Source organism: Pseudomonas sp. SCPG-7 (assembly GCF_002156405.1).
Classification (GTDB): Bacteria; Pseudomonadota; Gammaproteobacteria; order Pseudomonadales; family Pseudomonadaceae; genus Aquipseudomonas; species Aquipseudomonas parakoreensis.
In genome coordinates, this window is record NZ_MVOO01000011.1 from 184,635 (window position 1) to 203,790 (window position 19,156).

Below are 19,156 nucleotides of genomic sequence, written 5' to 3' on the forward strand. Positions count from 1 at the left end.
CGCCGCGCCGTCGTGGTTTTTGCTTGCAAGGCTTCTGAGGATAGACGCCGGGACAAAGTTCAGCTCAGGTGAATCGTTGACTTTTTTAGTAGGATTTTTCCCTCAGCTATTGAAACTCGGGTATATGCCCTCATTGCACAGAACACGCTTATGAATTCGGCAGGTTTTCGTTCGCAAGAAAAAACCTGCACCCACTCGGAGACGCAGGTTTATGAAGCAACTGTCCGACGTAAAGTTTTCCACCCTCGATCTGGTGCCGGTGCGCGAGAACGGTAGCCCGGCGCAATCGCTGCGCAACTCGCTGGATCTGGCGCAGCACGTCGAGAAATTCGGCTACACCCGCTTCTGGGTGGCCGAGCACCACAACATGGACGGCATCGCCAGCTCCGCCACCTCGGTGCTGCTGGGTTATCTGGCCGGGGGGACTTCGACGATTCGCGTCGGCTCCGGCGGGGTAATGCTGCCCAACCACGCACCGCTGGTGATCGCCGAGCAGTTCGGCACTCTTGAAAGCCTGTACCCGGGACGCATTGATCTGGGGCTGGGCCGCGCGCCCGGGTCCGACCAGATGACGGCCCGCGCTCTGCGCCGCGAACGCTCCGGCAGTGCCGACGATTTCCCGGAAGACGTCGCCGAGCTGGCGCGCTTCCTCGGCCCGCGCACTCCGGATCAACGGGTGATCGCCATGCCCGGCACCGGCACCCATGTGCCGATCTGGCTGCTCGGCTCCAGCCTGTTCAGCGCGCAACTGGCCGGTGAGCGCGGCTTGCCTTACGCCTTCGCCTCGCACTTCGCTCCACGGTTCATGCATGAGGCGATTCGCGTCTATCGCAACCACTTCAAGCCCTCGGCGGTGCTCGATAAACCGTACGTGATGCTCGGGGTACCGCTGGTGGCGGCGGATACCGATGAGCAGGCCGATTACTTGGCGACCTCGGTGTATCAGCGAATTCTGGCGCTGATGCGTGGGCAGAGTCTGGTGCAGCGTCCGCCGGTGAAAACCATGGACGGCCTGTGGCTGCCTCATGAGCGCGAGGCGGTGGGGGATTTCCTCGGCCTGGCGATGGTCGGCAGCCCGCAGAAGATCCGCGCGAAACTGGAAGTGCTGGTCGAGCAGACTCAGGCCGACGAGCTGATTTTCACTTGCGACCTGTATGAACACGCCGATCGCCTGCATTCCTACGAACTGCTGGCGCAGGTCATGAAAGGATAAACGCGGCGCCCTGTAGGAGCTGTCGAGTGAAACGAGGCTGCGATCTTTTGATCTGATTTTTCAAAGCCACGATCAAAAGATCGCAGCGTGCCGCAGCTCCTGCATGTAAATCATCGCCCACAAAAAAGCCGACGCCTTCGCGTCGGCTTTTGCATTTCAGGCGCAATCAACCGCGTTTGTAGACGATTTCCTTGGCGCCGCCTTCACAGGTGCCGACGACTTTGCCGTCAGCGGCCGCACCCTTGTCGACAACCTCCAGTGAATACCCGGAAACGTGCTTGGCATCCAGCTTCGCCGCAATTTCGCTTTTCAACTCTTCACAAGGCTTGCCAGCAGCCAACGCGCCACCCGCAAGGCTCAACAAACCTACTGCCAATATGAACTTCTTCATCGGTCGCACTCCCTGGTCGGATTAAAAGAGGCGGGCACCGGCTCTGCCGATGCGCTCACCTTGTAGCGCTTTGCCATTCCTATGGCACTCGGCCAGCGCGCAAGTTCAGAAGCGTAGCCCAAACTCAGCTGCTGGCAATGCGGAAGCCGACTTTGAGGGTTACCTGGAAATGCGCAGCCTTGCCGTCCTTGATGTGGCCACGCGTCTCGACCACTTCAAACCACTCCAGATGCTTGATGCTCTTGTTGGCTTCGGCCAGCGCGTTGTTGATGGCGTCTTCGATGCTGCTGGTGGACGAGCCGACCAGCTCGACTTTCTTGTAGGTGTGATGGTCACTCATGGCGATCTCCTTGACGTGTGGATTTGAGACTAGCAGTGAATCTGCACTGTTGATTTCGGCGGCGCGATGCAAGCGAAGTTCAGATTTTCTGCACTTTCTCAAACCGCTGAAGTCCCAACCAACACACGCCACTCATCACCAATGCAGGAGAGCCACCATGGCCAACACCTCTTTACGTAAAGCCTCGTTGCAAAGCATGGAAGCCGAGATCGAGAGTCTGCTCAAATCGTTGGAAAGCCTGAAGGACGACGCGTCCGACGAGTCGCGCAAGACCCTCAAGGCGCTCAAGAGCAACGCTGAAAGCGCGCTGAAACATTCGCGCAGCCTGCTCAGCGATGCCTATGAAGAAGTCAAAGTGAAAACCCGCGAGACCGGCATCGCCACCCGCGATTACGCTCAGGAACATCCTTGGACCACTGCCGGTGTGGCCGTCGGTGCAATCGGTCTGCTGGCCGCTTACCTGCTGTTCAAGCGCGGCGAGTGATCCGTCTGGCGCAGCTCGTTCTTGAGCCATTGCGCCAGTTGCCGGGCGCGCCCGTCTGCGGCGCGCTTGGGTAGCCACAACGCCAGTTGCGCCGGGGTTTCGCAGAAGCCCCACGGTGCAACCAGGCGACCGGCCTTCAAGTCTTCGGCCACCAGCGGCTCGGGCGCGATTGCCACGCCAAGTCCGGCCACCGCGGCTTCCAGCAGATAATACAAATGCTCAAAACCTTGCCCCAACTTCAACGCCTTGGCGTCGAGGTGATTTTGCTGTGCCCAGCTCGGCCAGGCTTGCGGGCGCGACGTGGTGTGCAGCAGCGGCTCGCTGAGCAAGGCTGACGCCGGCGCTGCCTGCAGGCGTTGATGACCGCTGAACAGCGGGCTCAGCACCGGGCCGATACGTTCTGCGGCCAGTTCGTAGACCTGCATGTCTGCCGGCCATGGCGGCTCGGCGAAGAGCAGCAAGGCATCGAGACCTGGGCGCCGTGGATCGAGATCACCTTCGCCAGCCGACAGGTGCAGACGCAAGTCTGGCAGGTCGGCATTCAGCCGGCCCAGGCGTGGGATGAACCAGCGCGCCAACAGACTGCCGGAGCAGCCGAGCACGAACGGCGCGTCAGCGGTGCTTTGCGTCAGCTCGGCACACACACTGCGCAAGCGATCAAAGGCCTCGCCGCTGGCGTCTCGCAGACGGACCCCGGCATCTGTGAGTTTCAAGCCGCGACCATCCTTGACGAACAGGCTCACGCCCAGATGCTCTTCAAGCACCTTAAGCTGTCGGCTGACTGCGCCATGAGTAACGTGCAGCTGTTCGGCCGCCTGACTGACGCTGTTCAGTCGGGCGGTGGCTTCGAATGCGCGCAAGGCGTTCAGCGGGGGAAGGTCATGGCTCATGGTATCTGTGAGTTTTCCTGACAGGTTGTGGCGATCTTATCGGTTTTCAGTCTGGAAGGTCAGGGGTAGAGTGGCGTCATTGTCTTATGACCCGAATTCACCTGGAGCACATCATGACCCAGACTTCGAACACCTCCAACCTGCGCAGCGGCCCTGACGATAACGGCCTGTTCGGCGCGTTCGGCGGCCGCTACGTGGCGGAAACCCTGATGCCGTTGATCCTCGATCTGGCCCGTGAATACGAAGCGGCCAAGGAAGATCCGGCGTTCAAGGAAGAGCTGGCCTACTTCCAGCGTGATTATGTCGGGCGTCCGAGCCCGCTGTACTTCGCCGAGCGTCTGACCGAGTTCTGCGGCGGCGCGAAGATCTACCTCAAGCGCGAGGAGCTGAACCACACCGGCGCGCACAAGATCAACAACTGCATCGGCCAGATCCTGCTGGCGCGGCGCATGGGCAAGAAACGCATCATCGCCGAGACCGGCGCTGGCATGCACGGCGTGGCGACGGCCACCGTGGCCGCACGTTTCGGTCTGGATTGCGTGATCTACATGGGCACCACGGACATCGAGCGGCAGCAGGCCAACGTGTTCCGCATGAAGCTGCTGGGCGCCGAAGTGATCCCGGTGGTAGCCGGTACCGGCACCCTGAAAGACGCGATGAACGAAGCGCTGCGTGACTGGGTGACCAACGTCGACAGCACCTTCTACCTGATCGGCACCGTGGCCGGCCCGCACCCGTATCCAGCCATGGTGCGCGACTTCCAGGCGGTGATCGGCAAGGAGACCCGCGAGCAGCTGCAAGCTCAGGAAGGTCGTCTGCCGGACAGTCTGGTGGCGTGCATCGGCGGCGGCTCCAACGCCATGGGCCTGTTCCATCCGTTCCTCGATGATCAAAGCGTCGAAATCATCGGCGTCGAAGCGGCCGGTTACGGCATCGAAACCGGCAAGCATGCGGCCAGCCTCAATGGCGGCGTGCCGGGTGTGCTGCACGGCAACCGTACCTTCCTGTTGCAGGACGACGATGGCCAGATCATCGACGCCCACTCGATTTCCGCCGGTCTCGATTATCCGGGCATTGGCCCTGAGCACGCCTGGTTGCATGACATCGGCCGCGTTCAGTACACCTCGGTCACCGACGACGAAGCCCTCGCTGCGTTCCACCAGTGCTGCCGCCTCGAAGGCATCATCCCGGCACTGGAAAGCGCTCATGCGTTGGCTGAAGTGTTCAAACGCGCGCCGAAACTGCCGAAGGATCACCTGATGGTGGTCAACCTGTCCGGCCGTGGCGACAAAGACATGCAGACCGTGATGCATCACATGGAACAGTCCAAGCAGGAGAAACACTGATGAGCCGCCTGCAAACCCGTTTTGCCGACCTCAAGCAACAGAATCGCGCCGCGCTGGTGACCTTCGTCACCGCCGGTGATCCGGACTACGACACCTCGCTGGCGATCCTCAAAGGCCTGCCGGGCGCTGGCGCCGACGTGATCGAGCTGGGCATGCCGTTCACCGATCCGATGGCCGACGGTCCGGCGATTCAACTGGCGAACATCCGTGCCTTGGGCTCCAGGCAGAATCTGGCGAAAACCCTGCAGATGGTGCGTGAGTTCCGCGAAGGCAACAGCGACACGCCGCTGGTGCTGATGGGCTATTTCAACCCGATCCACATGTATGGCGTTGAGCGCTTTATCGCTGATGCCAAGGAAGCGGGTGTCGATGGTCTGATCGTGGTCGACATGCCGCCGGAGCACAACGCCGAGCTGTGCGATCCGGCGCAGGTTGCCGGTCTGGACTTCATCCGCCTGACCACCCCGACCACGGACGATGCGCGTCTGCCGAAAGTGCTCAATGGCAGTTCGGGCTTCGTCTACTACGTGTCGGTGGCCGGTGTGACCGGTGCCGGTGCCGCGACTCTGGAGCATGTCGAAGAAGCCGTGGCTCGTCTGCGTCGGCATACCGACCTGCCGATCAGCATCGGCTTCGGTATCCGTACTCCTGAGCAAGCAGCGTCCATCGCCCGCCTGGCGGACGGGGTGGTGGTGGGGTCGGCACTGATCGATCACATCGCCAATGCGACCACGCCGGCCCAGGCTGTCGATGGTGTGCTGGGTCTGTGCAAGGCGCTGTCCGAAGGCGTGCGTCAGGCCCGCGTCAACTGAAGGTAAAGTTCCTGATACAGAGGAATTCGCACCTAACAACACAGCCTAAATGAGCAAGACCGAGGGATTCAGAACCACGTTCTGAATCCCTTTTTTGCTGTTGGTGCCGTGAGGAAAGACCCGATGAAAATGCCGAAACGTCTGATTGCCGGACTGGGCGTGCTGATGCTCAGCGCGACGCCGCTGCTGGCCAGCGCCGATCCACGCGATGATCATGACCACGGCGGCCCGCAACCGGGCCACTACGATAACCGTGGTGACGATCACCGTGGCCCGCAGAACGATCACCGTGGTGGCCCGCCACACGACTTCGGCCCGGTGCGGCAGACCATTCGCGACAACCACGGCTACTTCGTACGTGGCGCACCGCCACCTCCGGGTATCCATCTGGAACGCGGCCGGCCGTTGCCGCACGGTTACTACGGCGAGCGGCTGGACGGGCGGGCGCTGAGCCGTCTGCCGGTGTATCCGGGTTATGAGTGGCGCCGGGCCGGTGGGGACATTGTGCTGATCGCGGTGGGTACCGGGATCGTTTACGAAATTCTGGACGGTGTTTTGTACTGATTTGGCACGATCATCTGTGGCGAGGGAGCTTGCTCCCGATGGGGCGCGGAGCGGCCCTGAAAATTAGGCATTCAGCCAATTTGCGACTGCTGCGCAGCCGAGCGGGAGCAAGCTCCCTCGCCACAAGATTCAGTTCCAGTCTTCTGTCTCAGGGTAGCTCCAGTCCGCCGGACGCCTTGTGCAGTTTGCGCAGGTGCTCGCCGATCTGCTTCACGTTGGCTTCGCTGGCGGCAATTTCGGCCGCTCGCTTGGGTTCCAGCAACTTGCGCACTTCCTTATCCAGATCGCCGCTCAGCGCCAGCAGTTGTTTCTGGCGTTGGGCGCTTTCGTCTTGCAGGCGCTTGAACTCGCTCGGTTGCGGCAAACCGTAACCGCGGCTGTCGAGCAGTTCCGCCGGGCGGCTGAGGAAGCCGCTGTTGGCGAGAATTTCCTGCAGGGTGGCGTTGGCCTTGTCCATGCCACCGTTCTCCAGCTCCCGGGCACCGAGGTAGCGTTGCTTGACCTCATCCTGGGCCAGAAGCAACTGGCGGCGATAACTCGCCTGTTCCAACAGCAACAACGCCGCACTGGTGCGCAGGTCTGCGCGCTCGAACCACTGCCGGCGTTCCTCGGCAGACAGCGATAGCCAGTCCTCGACGGTGGTCTGTTTGATCGGCAGCTGCTTTTTCAACACATCGAACATCGCCTGATAGCGATCGCGGAACGAGTCGAAGCGATAGCCCAGGCGCAAGGCTTCCTTGGGGTCGTCCAGCACGCTGGTGTCGGCCAGGCCACGACCTTTCAATACTTCCAGCAAGCCATTGGGCATGATGCTGTCCAGACCGACCAATTGCTTGTTATTGCTGCCGCTGCGTAACAGCTTGAGACTTTCCACGGCGCAGTTGTTGGACAGGAAGAAGTAGTTGCCGTCGTAACTCCAGTGCATCTCGGCGGCGTGTTCGACCACCTCTTCAATTTCCTTGCGCGACAGGTTCAGCGGTACCGAAGCGAGGCTGCGCAGTTCGGTCTTGGTGTATTCGTCGATGACCTGCGCCAGCGGCAGCACGAACAGCCGTGACGGGTACTTGCCGACCAGTCCGTCCCAGCTCGACAGCTGCACGTCACCGACAAAGGCGCGGTAAGACAGCACCAGATGCTGGTCGAGGTCGAGCCGGCAATCCGGGCCCCGTGGTCGACCCGGCGCGCAGATCACCAGGCGCAGCATGCTGTGGCCCCAGCGGCTGACCCAGTTCTGGTTGGCTTCGGCCAGCAAATAGTCGACGGCATACACCCGCTCCGGATCGACCTGTCCCAGTGGCTGTTTGGCGAAGTCGTTGCCGGCATTGAGGAAGGCGAAGGTGTTGCTGCAGGTGTCCCTGGCCGGTGGTGCCCAGCCGAAGCGCTCCTTGTAGTAGCGATAGAGCGCAGGACGTCGGCAGGCGTAGCTCGGGTCGAGGAGGAAATACTCCATGTTGACCGCGACAAACTCTTTCGGACTGGAAATCTCGTACAGATCCGGGCTGCGGGCCACCTGGCGGTTGTGCTGTTCACGCTCGCCGCGCCGCCCGACGTACTGTTGCCAGCCGGCGAGGTCGAGCAGGCGCGGGTCATCGCTGAGGGTGAAGCGGCGTTCGGTCTGGCCGCGACACTCGTCGGGAATGCCGATCAGGCCGGCGCTGTTGCTGCGGCGAGTGCAGCGTTGGATCAGCGTGCGCTCGGCGGCGGGCCACAGACGCGCGCGGTCATAAATGTGGGTGAGCTCGTGCAACACGGTTGCCAGCAGCTCCTGGCGCACGGTGCCGTGAGGGCGATTGGTCTTTTCTTTGGCCGCGCTGCCGTCGGTGAGGCCGGCGAGCAGTTTGCGGTTCAGGTCGAGTTCGGCAACCAGGGTCGCCTGGCCGTAGGCGTTGCCGGGCATGTCGTCGGACCAGCCGACGTCGATGCGCCGGTCCAGCTGTTCGACGAAGCTGGGCGGCAGCTTCTGCATCGCTTCATCGAGCAGCGCCTGACTGGCCTGTTGCTGGGCGGGGCTCAGACCGTCGGTCTTGAGCCGCAATTGCAGGCTGGCGTGGGCGCTGTTGCCAAGCAGCAACAACGCCCCGGCCAGTAGCCAGGCGCCGAGTGACTTCACAGGGCAAGAATGGCTTCGGCAAGCACCTGATCGCTGGCGTCGCGGGCTTCCGGCACGCGGGTGCGCAAGGTGTTGAGGGCGGCTTCCAGGTGAGCACCACGGATATCGCCGTTGGTGGCAACAAAGCTGGCGGCATCGTCATGGGCTTCGCGGATGATTTTCGAATCGCGAATCGACGTGGTGGTATCGGAGGTGAAATCGATGGTGCGCTGGGAGGCACGAACGATGATGTTACTGGTGGCTACCAGGGTGTGCGCCTGGGCCACGTCGGCCAATACAAACAGGCCAAGGGCGGCAGCAATCAGCGGGCTACGCATGGAACGACTCCGGAAGGGCAATGATAACGAAGGACTGAGATAACTATTGGACGAGAATTGCCTGTGCCAGTTCAAGGTCGCTGACATGAAGTTTCGGTCGGGATTTGCGCAAGTAATGCAGGGCGGATTCGAGCTGCGCGCCGCGCAATTCACCGTCACTGGCAACAAACGCCGCCGCGTCATCATGAGCGGCGATGATCAGTTTACGGTCGAATGGCGCGGAAGACACCATTCCGGTGGCCCAGACCGTCACCACAGTATTTTGCGTGGAGACATCAAAGGCATCGACCGAGGTCGCCCAGCAGGCGCTGAACAAGGCACAGGGAATAAGCAGGTTGGTCAGAAAACGCATGGGACTCGATAACGGCTAGCGAATCTCAAGGCTAGCGTAATGCCCGGGCCAGAGCCAGTGGCGAAACATCGGGACACGACTGGCGTGCCCCGTCTGGCAACGTCCGATCAGATCGCCAGAATGGCTTGCGCCAGTTGGAAGTCGGTCGCGTTGAGTTGTGGTGCCTGATGGCGGATCAGGTCCAGGGCACTTTCCAGTTTGACGCTTCGGATCTGGCCTTCGCTGGCGACGAAGCTGGCTGCGTCATCACGCGCGGCGATCACGACCTTGTTGTCACGCAGCGAAGAGCTGACGTCGGACGTGGCGTCCGACGAGGACTTCAGCGCGCCAACCACGGCGTCGGTGGTGACGATGAAGCTCGAGGCGCTGGCGTTGGCAGCCACGGCCAGCAAGGCGGCAGCGCTGAGCAGGCGAAGACGGGACATGGTGTATCTCCTGATAGTAAACCGTATTGAGAGGTGGCTTGTGTCTGAGACTCAGACGCGGGTTACGGAAGATTCGCCACGTTCTGGCATGGATATTAGGCCTGCGCGCAAGGTTCGGACAGTGGGCAGAATGCTAGCGCCAGAAGGGTTTCTCCAGCTCGTTGAGCCGATCGGCGTGGCTCAGACCCAGATCCGCGAGGTCGCGCTGCCCCAGCTGGGCCAACAGACGCCGCGTCCTGGCGCGCTCCAATCCCTGCCACAGGCTACGAGCCAGGCGCAGCAGCAGGTGCGAGTGAACGAGGGGTTGAATCGACGATGTCGAAACATCCTGTAAGTCTTTCATGGCATTTTCCTTAAGCCGAGGAGGGTTAAGGACAGGCTGCGCCCGATGCAGTTTTGCCGGCAGATACACCGATGAAGAATTGTACTGGTTCAGATTTTGATTATTTAGAACTGTACCTGTTCTTTGAACAACCTGCTGTACGGGCCTTTCGAACCCTGAAACGACAAGACCCGTCGCGGTTTCCCGCGACGGGTCTTGTGTGTTCAATTCGGGTTGCTGGCGGTGGGTCTAACGACCAGAGCCAGCGACGCTACTTAGCGCCAGAACGGCTTGCTCAGCTCTTCGTAGCGTTGTGCTTCGCTGATACCGGCGTCAGCCAGCAGACGCGAATCCAGACGAGCCAGTTGGTGGCGGCTGGAAATGCGGCGCTGCCACAACATCAGGTTGGCGATAACGCGCAGAGGCAGGGAAGCCTGGGTTTTTGCAGCTTTGTCTTCGAAGAACAGTTCGGAACTGAGTGTACGTTCCATGGTTGACATCCTTCCGCTTGTGGCGGGATCAGGTAGTGGTTTAACTGGTGCCCATGATCCTCTCGTTTGCCTAGTCTCTCTAGATACAGTTCAACTGTATTGTGAGTGACCAGTTAACTGTTTATAGGTGGTGTATGGGTCAAAATTGAGCAAACTGTACCTGTCCGCACTTTTGTGGTGCGTTTTTGCTCAAGTGGAGGGAGGGAGTAGGCAAAAGTCGTAGGAAACAACCAGTACAGCAGTACAGTTTTTGTCGAGTGCGAAGGATTAAAAAACCGCTGACACAAACTGTGTTTGCATCAGCGGTTTGACTGTACGAATTACACCGCGAGCATGCGACCGGTTTCTTCCAGGTTCATGTGCCAGCTCAAAGCTTCGCGCAGGATGTGCGGGGTATGACCGCCGATGGCGCAGGCGGCGGTGAAGTAGTCATTCAGCGCCTTACGGTAATCGGGGTGCACGCAGTTATCGATGATCGCCCGGGCACGCTCGCGCGGGGCCAGGCCGCGCAGGTCGGCCAGACCGACTTCGGTCACCAGGATGTCGACGTCATGCTCGGTGTGGTCAACGTGGCTGACCATCGGCACCACGCTGGAAATCGCCCCGCCCTTGGCGATCGACTTGGTCACGAACACCGCGAGGTGTGCGTTGCGCGCGAAGTCGCCCGAGCCACCAATGCCGTTCATCATCCGCGTACCGCAGACGTGGGTAGAGTTGACGTTACCGTAGATGTCGAACTCCAGCGCGGTGTTGATGCCGATGATGCCCAGACGACGCACCACTTCCGGGTGATTGGAGATCTCTTGCGGGCGCAGCACCAGTTTGTCCTTGTACTTCTCCAGATTGCCGAACACGTCGCTGTTGCGCCGCTCCGACAACGTGATCGAGCTGCCCGAAGCGAAGCTCAGCTTGCCGGCGTCGATCAGGTCGAAGGTCGAGTCCTGCAGTACTTCGGAATACATGGTCAGGTCTTCGAACGGCGAATCGATCAGACCGCACATTACCGCGTTGGCAATGTTGCCGATCCCGGCCTGCAATGGGCCAAGCTTGTTGGTCATGCGCCCGGCATCGACTTCCTGTTTGAAGAAGGTGATCAGGTGTTCGGCAATGGCGTTGGTGTCGACATCCGGGGTCGACACCGTGGACGGCGAATCTGCTTGCTGGGTGATGACGATGGCGACGATTTTTTCCGGCGGGATCGGGATCGCGGTGCTGCCGATGCGATCGTCGACTTTTACGAGCGGGATCGGCGTGCGCGTCGGGCGGTAGGTCGGGATATAGATGTCATGCAGGCCTTCGAGGTTGGCGTTGTGCGCCAGGTTGATCTCGACAATTACCTGTTTGGCAAAAATCGCGAAGCTGGCCGAGTTGCCCACCGAAGTGGTCGGCACGATGTGGCCCTGCTCGGTGATGGCCACGGCTTCGATCACGGCGATGTCCGGCAGCTTCAGTTGCTGGTTGCGCAGTTGCTCGACGGTTTCCGACAGGTGCTGGTCGATGAACATCACTTCGCCGGCGTTGATTGCCTTGCGCAAGGTGCTGTCGACCTGAAATGGCATGCGTCGCGACAGCACGCCGGCCTCGGTCAGCTGTTTGTCGAGGTCGTTGCCCAGGCTGGCGCCGGTCATCAGGCTGATCTTCAGCGGCGTGACCTTGGCTCGCTCGGCCAATGCGTGAGGGACGGCTTTGGCTTCGCCGGCGCGGGTGAAGCCGCTCATGCCGACGGTCATACCGTCTTCAATCAGCGCGGCGGCGTCGGCGGCGCTCATCACTTTATCCAACAACGAAGGCAGGCGAATACGGTCACGGTACATGGATTATTTTCTCGGGAAGCGAGTATCAGGATGCGCAGTCTAGTGAATTTCGCGGGCGCCTGTCCCGCTACCAAGGTCGCAAACGAGGCGTCTATTTAGCGGGTTTGAAGTAAAACACCGTTACCGGATCTGCAACAACGCGGCAAATTGTCCGACGCTTTGCGCAAACGAAAACGCCCCGATAAGTCGGGGCGTCCGGTGCTACTGCGGAGGATTATTCGACCGCTTTGACCATGTCTTCGATGACTTTTTTCGCGTCGCCGAAGACCATCATGGTTTTGTCCAGGTAGAACAGTTCGTTGTCCAGACCGGCATAGCCGCTGGCCATCGAGCGCTTGTTGACGATGATGGTCTTGGCCTTGAACGCTTCGAGAATCGGCATGCCGGCAATCGGCGATTTCGGATCGTTCTTGGCGGCCGGGTTGACCACGTCGTTGGCGCCGAGCACCAGCACCACGTCGGCTTGGCCGAACTCGGAGTTGATGTCTTCCATCTCGAACACCTGGTCGTAAGGCACTTCGGCCTCGGCGAGCAGGACGTTCATGTGCCCAGGCATGCGACCGGCCACCGGGTGGATCGCGTATTTCACGGTTACGCCACGGTGGGTCAGCTTCTCGGTCAGCTCTTTCAACGCATGCTGCGCGCGGGCCACCGCCAGGCCGTAGCCCGGGACGATGATCACGGTGTCGGCGTTGGTCAGCAGGAAGGTCGCGTCATCCGCCGAACCGGATTTCACCGGACGGGCTTCTTTCGCACCGGCGGGTCCTGCGTCGGCCGTATTGCCGAAACCACCGAGCAGTACATTAAAGAAGGAACGGTTCATCGCCTTGCACATGATGTACGAGAGGATTGCGCCGCTCGAACCCACCAGCGAGCCGGCGATGATCAGCATCGAGTTGTTCAGCGAGAAGCCGATACCCGCTGCAGCCCAGCCCGAATAGCTGTTGAGCATCGACACCACCACCGGCATGTCGGCACCGCCGATCGGGATGATGATCAGCACGCCCATCACGAACGCCAGCGCCAGCATCAGCGCGAACGCGGCGAGGTTACCGGTGAGCATGAAGGTTACGCCGAGCACCAGCGTTGCCAGGCCCAGAACCGCGTTCAGCTTGTGCTGACCGCTGAACTGTACCGGTGCACCCTGAAACAGGCGGAACTTGTACTTGCCCGACAGCTTGCCGAAGGCGATCACCGAACCGGAGAAGGTGATCGCACCGATCGCCGCACCGAGGAACAGTTCCAGACGATTACCCGCCGGGATCGAATCACCGAGTTGCTTGACGATGCCCAGCGATTGCGGCTCAACCACCGCAGCAATTGCGATGAACACCGCCGCCAGACCGATCATGCTGTGCATGAAGGCGACCAGCTCCGGCATCTTGGTCATTTCGACGCGTTTGGCCATGATCGAGCCGGCGGTGCCGCCGATCAGCAGGCCGACGATCACGTAGCCGATACCGGCAGTCGCCAGCTCGGCACCCAGCTTATAGATGAGGCCGATGGTGGTGAGAATGGCCAGCGCCATGCCGAGCATGCCGAACAGATTGCCGCGCCGCGAGGTGGTCGGGTGCGAGAGGCCTTTGAGGGCCTGGATGAAGCAGATCGACGCGATCAGGTAGAGCGTCGTGACGAGATTCATGCTCATTACTTCGGCGCCTCTTCTTTTGCTTTCGGGGCTTTCTTCTTGAACATCTCAAGCATGCGGCGGGTAACCAGGAAGCCACCGAACACATTGACCGCAGCCAGTGCCACCGCGAGGGTGCCCATGGTCTTGCCCAGCGGCGTGACGGTCAGCGCAGCAGCGAGCATGGCGCCGACGATCACAATCGCCGAAATGGCGTTGGTCACCGCCATCAGTGGCGTGTGCAGCGCAGGTGTAACGTTCCAGACCACGTGGTAACCGACATAAATCGCCAGCACGAAGATGATCAGGTTGTAGATACCGGGGGAGATAAGCTCTTCCATCGTCTGAATCCCTGCTTAGGCGTTTTTGCGGATGACTTGGCCGTCGCGGCACATCAGGCACGCGGCGACGATGTCGTCTTCGAGGTTGACGTCGAACTGGCCTTCTTTGGTGAACACCAGCTTGAGGAAGTCCAGCAGGTTGCGGGCGTACAGCGCCGAAGCATCTGCGGCGACTTCACCGGCGAGGTTGGTCGGGCCGACGATGGTCACGCCGTTCTCGACCACCACTTGATCGGCGACAGTCAGCGGGCAGTTGCCGCCCTGGGCTGCCGCGAGGTCGATGACCACCGAGCCAGGTTTCATCTGCGCCACGGTGTCTGCGCTCAACAGTGTCGGCGCCTTGCGGCCCGGGATCAGTGCGGTGGTGATGACGATGTCGGCCTGCTTGGCGCGCTCGTGCACAGCCTGGGCCTGACGCTGCATCCAGCTTGCCGGCATTGGCCGCGCGTAACCGCCGACACCGACCGCGCATTCGCGCTCTTCGTCAGTTTCGTAAGGGACGTCAACGAACTTGGCGCCGAGGGATTCGATCTGTTCCTTCACCGCCGGACGCACATCAGACGCTTCAATCACCGCGCCCAGACGTTTCGCCGTGGCAATCGCCTGCAGCCCGGCCACGCCGGCACCCAGAATCAGCACACGCGCCGCTTTCACGGTACCCGCAGCGGTCATCAGCATCGGCATGAAGCGCGGATAGTAGTGCGCGGCCAGCAATACAGCCTTGTAGCCGGCAATGTTCGCCTGCGACGACAGCACATCGAGACTCTGTGCGCGAGAGGTGCGCGGCGCCGCTTCGAGGGCGAACGCAGTAATCCCGCACTCGGCCATCTTGGCGATGGTTTCGTTATTGAAGGGGTTGAGCATGCCAACCAGCACCGTGCCGCGCTTGATCAGCGCCAGTTCGGTGTCGCTGGGGGCGACTACTTTGAGAATCAGCTCGGCACCGAACGCATCGCTGGCACTGCCAATGGTTGCGCCCGCCGCTTCATAGGCACTGTCGACAACGCTGGCTTTGACGCCAGCGCCGGTTTGCACAGTGACCTTATGACCTTGGCTGATCAGCTTTTTAATGGTTTCCGGGGTTGCAGCAACCCGTGTTTCACCGGTCTGGGTTTCGAGAGGAACACCAATGTGCACGTCAAATCTCCTGCGTGATCTTATTGAGTAAACCCAGGCACTGCGGATGGTGCGACTGGGGCGGCCGATCAGCACGATCCCGCCAAATCAGGGCGGGGCGCGGCATTTTGCAGGCGAACTTTATGCCCTTCAAGGGATTATGACGGGTGACGGAAAATTAACTACAAGTCATCCCGTGACCGAATGTCGCAGATGGCCAGTTGAATCCCTTGCAGGCCGTGCCTTGCAAGGATTCTGGCTGAATCTGAAAAAAATTCTCATCGGCGGCGTGAATAGGACGTAATGAGTCGCCAATAGAGGCTCAAAGCCACGTCCACAGGCGCTTGTGGGACGTCTGTACGACTTTCGGATACAGTCTGCGATTTTGCGACAAATACTTATATCTGTAGGGCTTTGAATTTCCTGACTACCGGGTTAGTAATTGTTGTAAGCCTTTATCCTTCTAGGCTGTAGCTGTTTGCCTGATTGACCAGCCAATCGCGAAATGCCTTGAGTGAAGCCGATTCGACCTTGCGCTCCGGAATCATCAGGTAATACGCCTTGATGCTGGAGAGTGCATCCGGGTTGGCGATCACCAAGCGTTTCTCGGCCAGTTCGCGTTGAATCAGGAACGGCGGAATCAGTGCGATCCCCATGTCGTGCATGGCCGCCTGGGCCAGCATGGAGAATAGCTCGTAGCGTGGGCCTGTCATGTCGCGGGGGATGTTCAACTGCTGTGAGTTAAACCATTGGCGCCAGGCATAAGGGCGAGTGGTTTGTTGCAGCAACGGCAGCTCGGCGATCTCGTCAGCCGTCAGATGCGTTCTATTGCCGAGTAGGGCTGGGCTGCACACTGGCATCGGATTTTCGCCCATCAGTCTGTGGGACTCGGTACCCGACCAATCGGCGTCTCCGAAGTAGATCGCTGCGTCGAAATCGGTGTCGGCAAACAGGAACGGACGGGTGCGGTTGGTCAGGTTAACCGTCACTTCCGGGTGCTTGAGCTGGAAATCCTTGAGCCGCGGCAGCAGCCATTGCGTGCCGAAAGTGGGCACCACTGCCAGTTCGATCACGTTGGTGCCCTGTTGGCCCATGACCGAGAGCGTGTCGCGCTCGACGGCATCGAGTTGCGTGGCCACCCGACGGCTGTAGGACAGCCCCGCTTCCGTCAGCTTCACACCGCGTCGCGAGCGTCGGAACAGTTCCACACTGAGGAACTCCTCAAGGCTGGCAATCTGTCGGCAAATGGCGCCTTGGGTGAGGGAAAGTTCTTCGGCGGCCTTGGTAAAGCTTTCGTGGCGAGCGGCGGCCTCGAAGCTGATCAGGGCTGTGGTGCTGGGAATCTTCCTGCGCATGTACGTCAACCTCACTAATGCGCCGCTTAAAAGGCATTCAGCGACGTTTCGGAGTGAGAAATTAGCACAACAGGATGCGAAATCCTCGTTTGCCGCGCTGGCGAACCGGGCCTAGGATCAATGCCACGTTAATTCACCGATTTACGAGGACACACTCATGGGCGGTAAAGCTAGCTTCAACTGGATCGATCCCCTGCTGCTGGATCAACAGCTCACCGAAGAAGAGCGCATGATTCGCGACACTGCCGCCCAGTTTGCTCAGCAAAGCCTGGCGCCACGTGTCCTCGAAGCGTTCCGCCATGAGAAAACCGACCCGGCGATCTTTCGCGAAATGGGCGAAGTCGGCCTGCTCGGCGCGACGATCCCTGAGCAATACGGTGGCAGCGGTTTGAACTACGTCAGCTACGGTCTGATTGCACGTGAAGTGGAGCGCGTCGACTCCGGCTACCGTTCGATGATGAGCGTACAGTCCTCGCTGGTGATGGTGCCAATCAACGAATTCGGCACTGAAGCGCAGAAACAGAAATACCTGCCGAAACTGGCGTCCGGCGAATGGATCGGCTGCTTCGGTCTGACCGAACCCAACCACGGTTCCGATCCGGGTGCGATGATCACCCGTGCGCGCAAAGTCGACGGCGGTTACAGCCTGACCGGCGCCAAGATGTGGATCACCAACAGCCCGATCGCCGACGTATTTGTAGTCTGGGCCAAAGACGATGCCGGCGACATCCGTGGCTTTGTCCTGGAGAAAGGCTGGAAGGGCCTGAGCGCACCGGCGATTCACGGCAAGGTTGGCCTGCGCGCATCAATCACCGGCGAAATTGTCATGGACAACGTTTTCGTACCGGAAGAGAACATCTTCCCCGACGTGCGTGGTTTGAAAGGTCCGTTCACTTGCCTCAACTCGGCGCGCTACGGCATCTCCTGGGGCGCGTTGGGCGCTGCCGAATTCTGCTGGCACACCGCTCGCCAGTACACCCTTGATCGTCAGCAGTTCGGTCGTCCATTGGCCGCGACTCAGCTGATCCAGAAGAAGCTGGCCGACATGCAGACCGAGATCACCTTGGCACTGCAAGGTTGCCTGCGTCTGGGGCGCATGAAGGATGAAGGTACTGCGGCGGTCGAAATCACCTCGATCATGAAGCGCAACTCCTGCGGCAAGTCGCTGGATATTGCCCGGATGGCCCGTGACATGTTGGGGGGCAACGGTATTTCCGACGAGTTCGGTGTGGCCCGTCACCTGGTCAACCTGGAAGTGGTGAATACCTATGAAGGTACTCACGACGTTCACGCGCTGATCCTGGGGCGCGCGCAAACCGGTCTGCAGGCGTTCTATTAACAGGAGAGCGACCATGGGCGCGCTGTCGCATCTGCGGGTACTGGATTTATCGCGCGTGCTGGCCGGGCCGTGGGCCGGGCAGATACTTGCTGACCTTGGCGCCGAGGTGATCAAGGTCGAGCGCCCAGGCAATGGCGATGACACGCGCGCCTGGGGGCCGCCCTTCCTCAAGGACGCATACGGGGAAAATACCAGCGAGGCGGCTTACTACTTGTCGGCCAACCGCAACAAGCAATCGGTGACGATCGACTTCACTCGGCCTGAAGGTCAGAGCCTCGTGCGGGAGCTGGCGGCGAAGTCGGACATTCTCATCGAGAACTTCAAGGTCGGGGGGCTGGCCGCCTATGGGCTGGACTACGAATCGCTGAAGGCGATCAATCCGGACCTGATCTATTGCTCGATCACCGGCTTCGGTCAAACCGGGCCGTATGCCAAGCGCGCCGGTTATGACTTCATGATCCAGGGGCTGGGCGGGCTGATGAGCCTGACCGGTCGCCCTGAAGGTGATGAAGGCGCCGGGCCGGTGAAGGTGGGTGTGGCGCTGACGGACATCCTTACTGGTTTGTATTCGACCGTGGCGATTCTGGCAGCGCTGGCTCATCGTGATCACGATGGTGGCGGGCAACACATCGATATGGCTTTGCTGGATGTGCAGGTCGCCTGTCTGGCCAATCAGGCGATGAATTACCTGACTACGGGCAATGCGCCCAAGCGTCTGGGCAATGCGCATCCGAACATCGTGCCTTATCAGGACTTCCCCACGGCTGATGGTGATTTCATTCTTACCGTTGGCAATGACGGCCAGTTCCGCAAGTTCGCCGAGGTGGCTGGGCAGCCGCAGTGGGCGGACGATCCGCGTTTCGCGACTAATAAGCTGCGGGTGGCTAACCGCGCGGTGTTGATTCCGCTGATTCGTCAGGCAACGGTATTCAAGACCACCGCCGAATGGGTGGCGCAGTTGGAGCAGGCGGGCGTGCCGTGTGGGCCGATCAATGATCTGTCCCAGGTGTTTGACGATCCGCAGGTGAAAGCACGTGGGTTGGCGATAGAGCTGCCGCATGCCCTGGCAGGAATGGTCCCGCAGGTGGCGAGTCCGATCCGGCTGTCGCAAACGCCTGTCGAATACCGTCGCGCGCCTCCTTTATTGGGCGAGCATACGTTGGAGGTTTTGCAGCGGGTGTTGGGTCTGGGCGCTGGCGCGGTAGAGGCACTCAAGGCTGATGGAGTGCTTTGAGTATCGCTTCTATATAGAAGAAGGCTGTTTCCTGCTTATATATAGGTGGATTTGTGCGTTTTTTAACCGATCTGTAAGTTGTTGAAAGAAAACTGAAATTAACGGTTGACGGCAGATTCTGGAGGTCTATAATTCGCCCCACTTCCGGCGCAGTCGAAACGGAAAACTCCTTGAGATTCAATGAGTTACGCGGTTTTCGACAGCGGCTTGCTTCAGTTCATCGAAGCTTGGAAGGAGTTGAAAGGGCGGTGATGTTTGGCTCTTTTGACGGTT

General features: G+C 60.2%; 21 protein-coding genes. 7 read left to right on the plus strand and 14 right to left on the minus strand.

From position 1 onward, the window contains the following. The first annotated feature begins 211 nt into the window (after nucleotides 1-211). Nucleotides 212-1,213, plus strand: a complete 1,002-nt coding sequence (locus B1722_RS20595) for an LLM class flavin-dependent oxidoreductase (protein ID WP_086794121.1) — start codon at nucleotides 212-214, stop codon at nucleotides 1,211-1,213. Nucleotides 1,214-1,379: 166 nt separating this feature from the next. Here B1722_RS20595 and B1722_RS20600 read toward each other — a convergent pair whose 3' ends face one another. Together B1722_RS20600 and B1722_RS20605 are read right to left on the minus strand one after the other, a co-directional pair. Then, the gene (locus B1722_RS20600) at nucleotides 1,380-1,604 is read right to left on the minus strand and encodes a DUF1161 domain-containing protein (RefSeq protein ID WP_047297488.1); all 225 of its coding nucleotides are present in this window, start codon (nucleotides 1,602-1,604) and stop codon (nucleotides 1,380-1,382) included. Nucleotides 1,605-1,728: 124 nt separating this feature from the next. Next, the gene (locus tag B1722_RS20605; RefSeq protein WP_027610201.1) at nucleotides 1,729-1,944 is read right to left on the minus strand and encodes a dodecin; all 216 of its coding nucleotides are present in this window, start codon (nucleotides 1,942-1,944) and stop codon (nucleotides 1,729-1,731) included. A 157-nt stretch (nucleotides 1,945-2,101) separates the two neighbouring features. On the opposite strand from B1722_RS20605, the gene B1722_RS20610 reads away from it, so the two are divergent. Beyond that, the gene (locus tag B1722_RS20610) at nucleotides 2,102-2,428 is read left to right on the plus strand and encodes a YqjD family protein (RefSeq protein WP_003220391.1); all 327 of its coding nucleotides are present in this window, start codon (nucleotides 2,102-2,104) and stop codon (nucleotides 2,426-2,428) included. Here B1722_RS20610 and B1722_RS20615 read toward each other — a convergent pair. Beyond that, on the minus strand, nucleotides 2,401-3,318 hold the full coding sequence (locus B1722_RS20615) for a LysR family transcriptional regulator (RefSeq protein ID WP_086794123.1): 918 nt from the start codon (nucleotides 3,316-3,318) through the stop codon (nucleotides 2,401-2,403). The genes B1722_RS20610 and B1722_RS20615 overlap by 28 nt on opposite strands. Before the next feature lie 113 nt (nucleotides 3,319-3,431). Between B1722_RS20615 and trpB the strand changes: the two genes are divergently transcribed. The 3 genes from trpB (at nucleotide 3,432) to B1722_RS20630 (ending at nucleotide 6,040) form a co-directional block, all read left to right on the plus strand. Next, nucleotides 3,432-4,664: a tryptophan synthase subunit beta gene (trpB, locus tag B1722_RS20620; RefSeq protein WP_041074734.1), complete on the plus strand. Its 1,233-nt coding sequence runs from the start codon at nucleotides 3,432-3,434 to the stop codon at nucleotides 4,662-4,664. Further along, a complete protein-coding gene (trpA, locus tag B1722_RS20625; protein ID WP_041074732.1) occupies nucleotides 4,664-5,476 on the plus strand; it encodes a tryptophan synthase subunit alpha in 813 nt (270 codons plus the stop codon). The genes trpB and trpA overlap by 1 nt, the downstream gene beginning before the upstream one ends. A 123-nt stretch (nucleotides 5,477-5,599) precedes the next feature. Beyond that, nucleotides 5,600-6,040, plus strand: a complete 441-nt coding sequence (locus B1722_RS20630) for an anti-virulence regulator CigR family protein (RefSeq protein WP_047297491.1) — start codon at nucleotides 5,600-5,602, stop codon at nucleotides 6,038-6,040. A gap of 148 nt (nucleotides 6,041-6,188) precedes the next feature. On the opposite strand, the gene B1722_RS20635 is transcribed toward B1722_RS20630, so the two are convergent. The 11 genes from B1722_RS20635 to B1722_RS20685 form a co-directional block, all read right to left on the minus strand. Next, nucleotides 6,189-8,150 (minus strand): DUF4105 domain-containing protein, encoded by a 1,962-nt coding sequence (locus B1722_RS20635; RefSeq protein ID WP_041074729.1) that lies wholly within the window; start codon nucleotides 8,148-8,150, stop codon nucleotides 6,189-6,191. Continuing rightward, nucleotides 8,147-8,467, minus strand: coding sequence for a DUF2388 domain-containing protein (locus B1722_RS20640; protein ID WP_041074727.1), 321 nt, complete (start codon nucleotides 8,465-8,467; stop codon nucleotides 8,147-8,149). The genes B1722_RS20635 and B1722_RS20640 overlap by 4 nt, the downstream gene beginning before the upstream one ends. Nucleotides 8,468-8,510: 43 nt before the next feature. Beyond that, nucleotides 8,511-8,819, minus strand: a complete 309-nt coding sequence (locus tag B1722_RS20645; protein WP_041074725.1) for a DUF2388 domain-containing protein — start codon at nucleotides 8,817-8,819, stop codon at nucleotides 8,511-8,513. Between the two features lie 107 nt (nucleotides 8,820-8,926). After that, nucleotides 8,927-9,244 carry a DUF2388 domain-containing protein gene (locus B1722_RS20650; protein ID WP_086794125.1) on the minus strand — a complete coding sequence of 106 codons (318 nt, stop codon included), beginning with the start codon at nucleotides 9,242-9,244 and terminating at the stop codon, nucleotides 8,927-8,929. Between the two features lie 133 nt (nucleotides 9,245-9,377). Next, on the minus strand, nucleotides 9,378-9,587 hold the full coding sequence (locus B1722_RS20655) for a DUF1127 domain-containing protein (RefSeq protein WP_086794127.1): 210 nt from the start codon (nucleotides 9,585-9,587) through the stop codon (nucleotides 9,378-9,380). A 254-nt stretch (nucleotides 9,588-9,841) separates the two neighbouring features. Continuing rightward, a complete protein-coding gene (locus B1722_RS20660) occupies nucleotides 9,842-10,057 on the minus strand; it encodes a DUF1127 domain-containing protein (protein ID WP_003220409.1) in 216 nt (71 codons plus the stop codon). Between the two features lie 320 nt (nucleotides 10,058-10,377). Beyond that, a complete protein-coding gene (locus B1722_RS20665; protein WP_086794129.1) occupies nucleotides 10,378-11,871 on the minus strand; it encodes an acetyl-CoA hydrolase/transferase family protein in 1,494 nt (497 codons plus the stop codon). A 214-nt stretch (nucleotides 11,872-12,085) separates the two neighbouring features. Next, nucleotides 12,086-13,519, minus strand: a complete 1,434-nt coding sequence (locus tag B1722_RS20670; protein WP_086794131.1) for an NAD(P)(+) transhydrogenase (Re/Si-specific) subunit beta — start codon at nucleotides 13,517-13,519, stop codon at nucleotides 12,086-12,088. Then, nucleotides 13,519-13,839: an NAD(P) transhydrogenase subunit alpha gene (locus B1722_RS20675; RefSeq protein WP_003220416.1), complete on the minus strand. Its 321-nt coding sequence runs from the start codon at nucleotides 13,837-13,839 to the stop codon at nucleotides 13,519-13,521. The genes B1722_RS20670 and B1722_RS20675 overlap by 1 nt, the downstream gene beginning before the upstream one ends. A gap of 15 nt (nucleotides 13,840-13,854) precedes the next feature. After that, nucleotides 13,855-14,976: a Re/Si-specific NAD(P)(+) transhydrogenase subunit alpha gene (locus B1722_RS20680; RefSeq protein ID WP_041074715.1), complete on the minus strand. Its 1,122-nt coding sequence runs from the start codon at nucleotides 14,974-14,976 to the stop codon at nucleotides 13,855-13,857. Between the two features lie 434 nt (nucleotides 14,977-15,410). After that, nucleotides 15,411-16,310, minus strand: a complete 900-nt coding sequence (locus B1722_RS20685; protein WP_041074774.1) for a LysR family transcriptional regulator — start codon at nucleotides 16,308-16,310, stop codon at nucleotides 15,411-15,413. A 157-nt stretch (nucleotides 16,311-16,467) separates the two neighbouring features. On the opposite strand from B1722_RS20685, the gene B1722_RS20690 reads away from it, so the two are divergent. Together B1722_RS20690 and B1722_RS20695 are read left to right on the plus strand one after the other, a co-directional pair. Continuing rightward, complete coding sequence (locus B1722_RS20690) at nucleotides 16,468-17,649, plus strand: acyl-CoA dehydrogenase (RefSeq protein WP_003220420.1); 1,182 nt, start codon at nucleotides 16,468-16,470, stop codon at nucleotides 17,647-17,649. 13 nt (nucleotides 17,650-17,662) lie between these two features. Next, a complete protein-coding gene (locus tag B1722_RS20695) occupies nucleotides 17,663-18,883 on the plus strand; it encodes a CaiB/BaiF CoA-transferase family protein (RefSeq protein WP_041074712.1) in 1,221 nt (406 codons plus the stop codon). The last annotated feature ends 273 nt before the right edge of the window (nucleotides 18,884-19,156 follow it).

What these genes read in the sequence shown, in the direction of transcription:
- B1722_RS20600 (WP_047297488.1), bottom strand. Translation starts at nt 1,604, where the DNA reads ATGAAGAAGTTCATATTGGCAGTAGGTTTGTTGAGCCTTGCGGGTGGC.
- trpB (WP_041074734.1), top strand. Translation starts at nt 3,432, where the DNA reads ATGACCCAGACTTCGAACACCTCCAACCTGCGCAGCGGCCCTGACGAT.
- B1722_RS20685 (WP_041074774.1), bottom strand. Translation starts at nt 16,310, where the DNA reads ATGCGCAGGAAGATTCCCAGCACCACAGCCCTGATCAGCTTCGAGGCC.
- B1722_RS20630 (WP_047297491.1), top strand. Translation starts at nt 5,600, where the DNA reads ATGAAAATGCCGAAACGTCTGATTGCCGGACTGGGCGTGCTGATGCTC.
- B1722_RS20650 (WP_086794125.1), bottom strand. Translation starts at nt 9,244, where the DNA reads ATGTCCCGTCTTCGCCTGCTCAGCGCTGCCGCCTTGCTGGCCGTGGCT.
- B1722_RS20595 (WP_086794121.1), top strand. Translation starts at nt 212, where the DNA reads ATGAAGCAACTGTCCGACGTAAAGTTTTCCACCCTCGATCTGGTGCCG.
- B1722_RS20640 (WP_041074727.1), bottom strand. Translation starts at nt 8,467, where the DNA reads ATGCGTAGCCCGCTGATTGCTGCCGCCCTTGGCCTGTTTGTATTGGCC.
- B1722_RS20675 (WP_003220416.1), bottom strand. Translation starts at nt 13,839, where the DNA reads ATGGAAGAGCTTATCTCCCCCGGTATCTACAACCTGATCATCTTCGTG.
- B1722_RS20665 (WP_086794129.1), bottom strand. Translation starts at nt 11,871, where the DNA reads ATGTACCGTGACCGTATTCGCCTGCCTTCGTTGTTGGATAAAGTGATG.
- B1722_RS20615 (WP_086794123.1), bottom strand. Translation starts at nt 3,318, where the DNA reads ATGAGCCATGACCTTCCCCCGCTGAACGCCTTGCGCGCATTCGAAGCC.
- trpA (WP_041074732.1), top strand. Translation starts at nt 4,664, where the DNA reads ATGAGCCGCCTGCAAACCCGTTTTGCCGACCTCAAGCAACAGAATCGC.
- B1722_RS20655 (WP_086794127.1), bottom strand. Translation starts at nt 9,587, where the DNA reads ATGAAAGACTTACAGGATGTTTCGACATCGTCGATTCAACCCCTCGTT.
- B1722_RS20695 (WP_041074712.1), top strand. Translation starts at nt 17,663, where the DNA reads ATGGGCGCGCTGTCGCATCTGCGGGTACTGGATTTATCGCGCGTGCTG.
- B1722_RS20610 (WP_003220391.1), top strand. Translation starts at nt 2,102, where the DNA reads ATGGCCAACACCTCTTTACGTAAAGCCTCGTTGCAAAGCATGGAAGCC.
- B1722_RS20605 (WP_027610201.1), bottom strand. Translation starts at nt 1,944, where the DNA reads ATGAGTGACCATCACACCTACAAGAAAGTCGAGCTGGTCGGCTCGTCC.
- B1722_RS20660 (WP_003220409.1), bottom strand. Translation starts at nt 10,057, where the DNA reads ATGGAACGTACACTCAGTTCCGAACTGTTCTTCGAAGACAAAGCTGCA.
- B1722_RS20645 (WP_041074725.1), bottom strand. Translation starts at nt 8,819, where the DNA reads ATGCGTTTTCTGACCAACCTGCTTATTCCCTGTGCCTTGTTCAGCGCC.
- B1722_RS20690 (WP_003220420.1), top strand. Translation starts at nt 16,468, where the DNA reads ATGGGCGGTAAAGCTAGCTTCAACTGGATCGATCCCCTGCTGCTGGAT.
- B1722_RS20670 (WP_086794131.1), bottom strand. Translation starts at nt 13,519, where the DNA reads ATGAGCATGAATCTCGTCACGACGCTCTACCTGATCGCGTCGATCTGC.